The organism is Streptomyces sp. YIM 98790 (assembly GCF_011421595.1).
Taxonomy (GTDB): domain Bacteria; phylum Actinomycetota; class Actinomycetes; order Streptomycetales; family Streptomycetaceae; genus Streptomyces.
Window position 1 is genome coordinate 1 of the sequence record NZ_WTLH01000240.1, and the last position, 7736, is coordinate 7736.

The 7736-nt window shown below is 65.7% G+C and carries 6 protein-coding genes and 5 pseudogenes; 8 read left to right on the forward strand and 3 right to left on the reverse strand.

From position 1 onward, the window contains the following. Nucleotides 1-34 precede the first annotated feature (34 nt). The 8 genes and pseudogenes from GQS09_RS25460 to GQS09_RS25495 all read left to right on the forward strand — a co-directional run. A pseudogene (locus GQS09_RS25460) lies at nt 35-625 on the forward strand (transposase); the annotation flags it as partial. A gap of 37 nt (nt 626-662) precedes the next feature. Further along, a pseudogene (locus GQS09_RS25465) lies at nt 663-797 on the forward strand (transposase); the annotation flags it as partial. Between the two features lie 61 nt (nt 798-858). Next, complete coding sequence (locus GQS09_RS25470) at nt 859-2436, forward strand: ISL3 family transposase (protein WP_207958282.1); 1578 nt, start codon at nt 859-861, stop codon at nt 2434-2436. Nucleotides 2437-2476: 40 nt separating this feature from the next. Beyond that, nucleotides 2477-2917 (forward strand): annotated as a pseudogene (locus tag GQS09_RS25475) (transposase); the annotation flags it as partial. Between the two features lie 73 nt (nt 2918-2990). Further along, nucleotides 2991-3338 (forward strand): annotated as a pseudogene (locus tag GQS09_RS25480) (transposase); the annotation flags it as partial. 8 nt (nt 3339-3346) lie between these two features. Next, nucleotides 3347-3490, forward strand: a pseudogene (locus GQS09_RS25485) (IS256 family transposase); the annotation flags it as partial. 61 nt (nt 3491-3551) lie between these two features. Continuing rightward, nucleotides 3552-3908 carry a tyrosine-type recombinase/integrase gene (locus tag GQS09_RS25490; RefSeq protein WP_313896329.1) on the forward strand — a complete coding sequence of 119 codons (357 nt, stop codon included), beginning with the start codon at nt 3552-3554 and terminating at the stop codon, nt 3906-3908. Nucleotides 3909-3984: 76 nt separating this feature from the next. Then, complete coding sequence (locus GQS09_RS25495) at nt 3985-4341, forward strand: hypothetical protein (protein WP_165989907.1); 357 nt, start codon at nt 3985-3987, stop codon at nt 4339-4341. A 656-nt stretch (nt 4342-4997) separates the two neighbouring features. Here GQS09_RS25495 and GQS09_RS25500 read toward each other — a convergent pair. From GQS09_RS25500 to GQS09_RS28775, 3 genes are all read right to left on the reverse strand, one after another. Then, nucleotides 4998-5782 (reverse strand): IS5 family transposase gene (locus tag GQS09_RS25500; RefSeq protein WP_165989912.1). Its coding sequence is split into 2 segments (ribosomal slippage): nt 4998-5449 and nt 5449-5782, totalling 786 coding nucleotides; the frame shifts between segments, so codons are not numbered across the junction. Nucleotides 5783-5886: 104 nt separating this feature from the next. Next, on the reverse strand, nt 5887-7101 hold the full coding sequence (locus GQS09_RS25505; protein ID WP_165989908.1) for a DNA adenine methylase: 1215 nt from the start codon (nt 7099-7101) through the stop codon (nt 5887-5889). Next, nucleotides 7098-7736 (reverse strand): hypothetical protein (locus tag GQS09_RS28775; RefSeq protein WP_207958283.1); only part of this gene is annotated, 639 nt, incomplete at its 5' end. The genes GQS09_RS25505 and GQS09_RS28775, both read right to left, overlap by 4 nt.

Consider the following 7736-nt stretch of genomic DNA (forward strand, 5'->3'; position numbering starts at 1 on the left):
CGAGCGGTGTATCCCGATCATGGAAGATGCGCCTGTGACCAGCGAGAACATGCCCAAGAGCGGTCCGATCGAGGCGGCTGAGGCTCAGCCGTCGGCCGCAGTGGAACAGCGGTTGATCGACCAGCTCGTCGTCCGTGCCCAGGCCGAGGGCCTGAAGCTGACCGGTGAGGGCGGGCTGCTCCAGCAGCTGACCAAGCGGCTGCTGGAGTCCGCCCTCGAGGGCGAGATGACCGATCACCTCGGCTACGACAAGCACGACGCGGCCGGCAGGAACGGCGGGAACAGCCGCAACGGCACCCGCTCCAAGACCGTGCTGACCGATGTCGGCCCGGTGGAGATAACGGTGCCCCGCGACCGGGAGGGTTCCTTCGAGCCGAAGATCGTCAAGAAGCGGCAGAAGCGCCTGACCGGGGTGGACGAGATCGTGATCTCGCTGGCCGCGAAGGGCCTGACGACCGGGGAGGTCCAGGCCCACCCGGCCGAGGTCTACGGCGCGGAGGTCTCCCGGCAGACGATCTCCACGATCACCGACAAGGTCATGGACGGCATGGCCGAGTGGCAGAACCGCCCTCTCGATCCGGTCTACCCGGTGGTCTTCATCGACGCCATCCATGTGAAGATCCGGGTTCTGTCGACGATCTTGTGATCCGGNCTCCCGGCAGACGATCTCCACGATCACCGACAAGGTCATGGACGGCATGGCCGAGTGGCAGAACCGCCCTCTCGATCCGGTCTACCCGGTGGTCTTCATCGACGCCATCCATGTGAAGATCCGGGTTCTGTCGACGATCTTGTGATCCGGACAGGTGAGCGGGGCGTCTCGACTGTTCGCGATCATGCATCGCGTGCTCTCGTGATGTGCTCTTGAAGCTGTTTCCGTACCTGTCCGCGCTCGTGATCGAGGAGGTCGAGCGGCGGCCGGACAAGGTGGTGCTGAGGACGCGGGTGCGGGCGGCGACCGGGTCCTGCCGGTGCGGCCAGAGCTCGGCGCGGGTGCACGGCCGGTACGCACGCACGCTGCGTGACGTCGCTGCGGGCGGGCTCGGCGTCGTGATCGAGTTACACGTCCGCCGTTTCCGCTGCGAGAACCCCGCCTGCCCGGCGGTGACGTTCGCCGAGCAGATAGCGGGACTGACCACCCCACACAGCCGCCATACCCCGCTGTTGCGTGGGGTGTTGACGCAGATCGGGCTGGCCCTGGCCGGCAGAGCAGGCGCCCGCCTGGCGGCTGTGGTCGGCGTCACCGTGGGCAAGGACATGCTGCTGCGACTGGTCAGGGGCCTTCCCGAGCCGGAGGTCGGGGAGGTGGAGGTGCTCGGTGTGGACGACTTCGCCTTCCGCAAGGGCCGCCATTACGGCACGGTGCTGATCGATATGGCCACCCACCGCCCGCTTCACCTCTACGACGGCCGGGAGGGCGAGGACCTGGCCGCCTGGCTCCGCGACCATCCCGAGGTGAGGGTGATCTGCCGGGACCGGGCCGGTGGCTACGGGGAGGGCGCACGGATCGGGGCGCCGCAGGCCGAGCAGGTCGCTGATCGCTATCACCTCTGGGCCAACCTTGGCCAGGCGGTCGAGAAGACGGTGAACGCTCATCGTTCCCGTCTGGCCGAACCATCTTCCGGGCCTGCCAGCACGTCCGACGGACCGGATGCGAAGCCCGAGGTGGTCCAGCCGCCGAAAGAGCTGAAGGTCGTGACCCGACTGCGTGAGCAGCACGCCGCCGTCCACGAGCTATGGGGGCAGAGGATGTCGAAGGCGGCGATTGGCCGGAAACTCGGGCTGCACCAGGCCACCGTCCGCAAACTGGTCAACGCTCGCTCCGCCGACGATGTCGTCGCCAAGAGCCTCCAGCGGGCGCACGTCGTCGACCCGTACATCGGCTACCTGCACCGGCGCTGGAACGAAGGCGTCAGAAACGCCGCCCAGCTCTATCGGGAGATCAAGGAACTCGGCTATCCCGGAGGCGAGCTAGCCGTCCAGCGTCACCTGCGGCGCTACCGAACCGGGCGCGGACACGCCCCCGCCCCCGGCCCCAAGCCTCCGTCGGTCCGCGAGACCACCTCCTGGATCATGACCCATCCCGAACACCTGCGGGACGAGAACGCCGACAAGCTGCACCGGCTGCGTGAGCGCGATCCCGAGCTGGACAGGCTCACCGGTCATGTCAGGAAGTTCGCCGCGATAATGACCGGACGCCACGGCGACCGCCTCGAGGACTGGATCACCAACGCTGAACAGGACACCCTGACCCCGCTGGCTTCATTCGCCCACAACCTTCGCCGCGACTTCGACGCCATCCGCAATGGCCTGTCCCTGCCGCATAGCTCCGGCGCTGTCGAGGGCAGCATCAACCGGCTGAAGATGCTGAAACGCCAGATGTTCGGCCGTGCGAGTCTCGATCTCCTTCGCAAACGCGTCCTGCTCACGCGATGAGCCGGACCNCCGTCCGGATCACAAGATCGTCGACAGAACCAAGATCCGCGACGGCGCGGTCGCCAACCGACCCATCTACCTCGCCCTGGCCGTCACGACCGAGGGCACCCGGGAAATCCTGGGCCTGTGGGCCGGCGACGGCGGCGAGGGCGCCAAGCACTGGCTGCAGGTCCTCACCGAACTCAAGAACCGCGGCGTCGCAGACGTGCTGATGCTCGTCTGCGACGGGCTCAAGGGCCTGCCCGACGCGGTCGGCACGGTCTGGCCGGCCACCATCGTCCAGACCTGCGTGGTCCGCCTGCTGCGGGCCTCCTTCCGTTACGCGGCCCGGCAGGACCGGGAGAAGATGGCCAAGGCGCTCAAGCCCGTCTACACCGCGCCGACCGAGGACGCCGCGCTGGAGCGGTTCACCGAGTTCGCCGACACCTGGGGCGGCAAGTATCCGGCGGTCGTGCGGCTGTGGGAGAACGCGTGGGAGGAGTTCACCCCCTTCCTGCGGTTCGACGCCGAGATCCGCCNTCTACACCGCGCCGACCGAGGACGCCGCGCTGGAGCGGTTCACCGAGTTCGCCGACACCTGGGGCGGCAAGTATCCGGCGGTCGTGCGGCTGTGGGAGAACGCGTGGGAGGAGTTCACCCCCTTCCTGCGGTTCGACGCCGAGATCCGCCGCATCGTCTGCACCACCAACGCGATCGAGAGCGTGAACGCCCGCATCCGCCGCGCGGTCAAGGCCCGCGGCCACTTCCCCAACGAGCAAGCCGCGCTGAAGTGCGTCTACATGGCCATCATGTCCCTGGATCCCACAGGCACCGGCCGCAAGCGCTGGACCAGCCGTTGGAAGACCGCGCTGAACGCCTTCGACATCACCTTCGACGGCCGCCTCACCGCAGCCCGTCAGTAANCGAGCAAGCCGCGCTGAAGTGCGTCTACATGGCCATCATGTCCCTGGATCCCACAGGCACCGGCCGCAAGCGCTGGACCAGCCGTTGGAAGACCGCGCTGAACGCCTTCGACATCACCTTCGACGGCCGCCTCACCGCAGCCCGTCAGTAACCCCTAACCAACCCAGTTACACCACTCGTTTGACAGACCCGACCTGCACGACAGCGGCCGGGTGTTCACCAAGGACGACGGCGCCGCCTACCACCCGCAGTTCTTCTCCGACCGCTTCGAACGGCTCTACCGCAAGGCCGGCCTTCCGCCGGTCCGCCTGCACGATCTGCGGCACGGCTCCGCCTCGTTGGCGCTGCGGGCCGGGGTGCACATCAAGGTGGTGCAGAAGCGGCTCGGACACTCCTCGATCAAGGTGACCGGCGACATCTACACCTCCGTCGCCGAGGAGATCGAGCGCGAGGCCGCAGCGGCAACGCTGGCCGCGGTTCCCAGGCAGCGGAAGCGGAAGCCGCCGAAGCAGGCGGCGTCAGAGCAGAACGACGACGGCGAGCCGGCGGGGAAGGCGAAGGCGGCCTAACACGACCTTCCTCTTCACGCTGCCGGTCGCCGCGACGGAGGCGTGCCGTGTCAGCGCCGTGTGAGAGCCTCCGGTCATGAGTTACGACCTTGCTGTGTGGGATGGCGAGCGGCCGGCAAACGACAAGTCCGCCGGCCAGGTCTTCTCCGACCTCTACAACCGCTACATCGCAGCGCAGATGAATGAGCCGCCGACTGAGCGCATCACGGCCTACGTGGAGGCGCTTCTCGAGAGGTGGGTCGACCTGATTGAGGACGAGGAAGACACCTCACCCTGGTCGACCGGCCCGCTGATCGACGAGGCCAGCGGGCCGTTCATCTATTTTCCGATGCGTTGGAGCATGGCCGAGGAAGCCTCCGCCTATGCGGCGATGCTCGCGGACTCGATGGGGTTGGTCTGCTTCGATCCTCAGCAAGAGCGGCTCAGGCCCTGAGGAGCCCGGCCAGCCGCCACGTCGCTGCCTCCGTGGGGTGTCCCCATCTTGTCCCCAGGCGACCGCGGAGTGTCATAATCCGCTCACGCATGCTCACGCACGGTGTAGCGGGGGCGCACAGGGGAGGAGGGCGGCGAGATCACGGATACGACGAAGGCCCAGGTCAGAAGCTATCTGTCCTGGGCCTTTCAGTGAGCCGCCTAAGGGAATCGAACCCTTGACCTACGCATTACGAGGGCCTGCAAGATCGTGACGGGTCCTGCTGGACGGNTGCAAGATCGTGACGGGTCCTGCTGGACGGTACCGCTCAATCCCATTTCCGCAGATCAGAGGACCGCGACCTTGATCGGCGTGACGGCTGGTCCAACCTGGTGCCGACCAGTCCGCTCACGCAGCGCTCACGCAGGCCAGCCGCTTCGAGCCACGCCAATCCGCTGTAGCGTGGCAACCGTCAGCCCAACGGCTCGTGTCTCCGTTTCCGATCCAGCCGTCGCGGTAGCCCCCGATAGTCGCGCATCGGCGCAGTACGGACCGTGAACTACGCCGACCACAACCGGCGACTCATAGCGATCCATACACGAGCTGCTCGCGCAGGACATGCCCCGGTGGGCGATCGCCCGACAACTCCGCCTGTCTCGCAATACTAAGAACTCATCTCATTTGGTGAGTCGATTGGTGCAGATGAGGGTGCAGGCGATGGCGGTGAAGGCGAGGAAGTGGTCGGCCTTACGTTCGTAGCGCCGGTGCAGGCGGCGGCATCGGCCTAGCCAGGCGATGGTGCGCTCTATGGTCCAGCGGTGGCGGCCGAGCCGCCGGCTGGAGTCCACTCCTTTGCGGGCGATGCGGGGTGTGATGCCCCGCGAGCGCAGCCAGCGGCGCAGGTGGTTGTAGTCGTAGCCCTTGTCGGCGTGGATTCTGCCTGGGCGCCGTCGGCGCGGACCACGCCGGGACCGGATCGGCGGGATGCCCTTGACCAGCGGAATCAGGGCCTGGCTGTCGTGGGTGTTGGCGGCGGAGATCCCGATGGAGATCGGCAGACCGGACCGATCGGTGATCAAGTGGATCTTCGACCCGTTCTTGCCCCGGTCCACAGGATTCGGACCTGTCAGCTCCCCCCTTTCAGGGCCCGCATGTTCACCGAGTCGATGGCGCACCGTGACCAGTCCAGGTCCCCACGCGCGCCGATTTCGTCGAGGACCAGGCGGTGCAGCTTCGCCCACACCCGGGCGGAGGTCCACTCGGTGAACCGACGGTGGGCGGTCGCGCCGGAGGGACCGAAGCCGGGCGGCAACTGCTGCCAGGTGCACCCGGAGGTGGCCACGAAGATGATGGCTGCCAGCACCTCTCGATCCCCATGGCGCCGGCAACCACCACCCTGGGGCCGTATCGGTGCAGGTGGCACCACCCGCTGAAACAACTCCCACAGCTCATCAGGGACCATGCGCTCCACGATCGACACCGCCGCAGCGTACCCTCAACCACCCAAATGAGATGAGTTCTAAAGCCGTCGCCGACAGGTGGTGGAAGGCGGATGCTCCTCAGCAATCACGGCAGCTCGCGCAGCTGATGATCTACGGGAACAGTGGACGGCGGGAGTGTTGTAATGAGGAGTTCATCAGCATCCCGCTTACCGGTCTTGCCACTAGCGGTGTAACGCGTTTTCACCAACCGCTTAGTCAAGGGCCACGAGCGTACGCCAAGCGCTTCCCGATCCACGCGGCTAGGCGCCATGCGAGCATGCGCATAAAGCCAGGTACTTTCGGTCAAGATTGGGTTGTTGTCGTAGCTGAGCAGCCAGCGAAACTGCGCCTTGGTGCGCAGATATCCGGCAAGCTGCATGTGAAGCATGTGGTTATCTGATCCCACCTTTGCGCCCTTGCCGCCGCCATATCCACCTCGCGGGTCGAAGGAGGTGCGGTACAAGTGCGAGGCTTTTTGGATGTAGGGCGGGTCGAGATAGGCAACGACGCGAGACGGGACCAACTGCGGGTAGTAACTGGGCACGTCATCGAGTGTCTGTCGCCAGTCTTTGTGCCAAACATCGACAATTCGGCCAGCGTCGTACAAGTGACCGACATATCGAAGCCTTTGCTCTATGGCCTCGGGGTTCCATCGGCATCCAATGCCGTACGGACTCTCTTGCTTGCGCCCACCAATCGGCCCCGCCTTACCGTGAAGAATTCCAGAGAACGTTGTGCGGTTTAGAAATAGGCACTGTATTGCCAATCCCAGTCGGACGGTGGCAGGCTTCGCTTCCCGAGAGGGCTCCCAGGAACGCCAGTAGTCCCACCGCTCGACGGCGGCTACTCCGCCCGATTTGACGTATCGGATCCACTCGTCATGCATACGGTCGATCAGCGCCTCTGTATCAGCAGCCGCGGCTTGCCAGAAGGCAGTCACCAACGGATCCACGTCAGCGAGCAGCACTCGGTCGACGAGCCCTTGGCCGACGAGCCGCAAGGAAGCTGACGCTCCGCCGGCAAAAGGCTCGACCAGCAGGTTAATTTCCGGAACGGCCCTCGATCCCTTGGCGGCGTCCAAGATTCGGGCGATCACGGGCGCAAGGGACGACTTTGCTCCTGGATAACGCAGTGGCGACTGGTACCTGCTCTTCATGAGCGCGTGGTCAACGGTGCCTAGGGGTGAAACGAGTGGGCGGGGCTTGTCGAGGATGTGCATCGGGATTGCGGACGCAGCAACATGTGCAACGTGAGCATCAGGAAGGGGGGCAGCCGACAGCACAGCCACATTTTCGATCATGGGGCGAACCGTACCGGAGTTGCTTGTCCACTACACGAGTTGAGACCGAGACGCTTGGTGGCCACGAGACGGAGCACATCGGTGCCCACACCGATCGGGAATGCAGCCTTCCCGTGCGCGGCTGCCACGGGGATGATGCCATCTACGTACATTGAGGAGCCGGTGCGGTCGATCACGTCAAGGATTGCTGGCAGCGTCGGGTACGCTGCCGGGTTGGCTTGGCCGCCGTTGGCATCGTACGGTGCACCGGTCGGTGGAGGCACGGTCGGGACGACGACTCGCCCGTCAAGCGCGCGATACACGAACTTGCGGCCCCAGTAAGTCTCCTTGCCGTAGGCGCGGGCGTTGTTGGCGTTGACCACTCGACCGATGATCTGCTCGTCGCATACTAACAGGTCACCCGGTTCGAGAATGTCGTGTCGGGCCAGCTGGCGCGCGTAGTCGACCAGGACACCAGACTTCTCAATCCCGCAGATATTGATCCGGAACGGTTGAGTTGCCTGCTCGTTGGCAGGGCGTGATCGAGGTTGAGGACGCGCGTCGGCTGCATCCTGCCACGCGGGAGGTAGTGCGGCTGCGGGTGGTGGCCGCGCTGGAATCAGGGCAAGTGCGCACCTACCGGCGGGCGGCCGAGG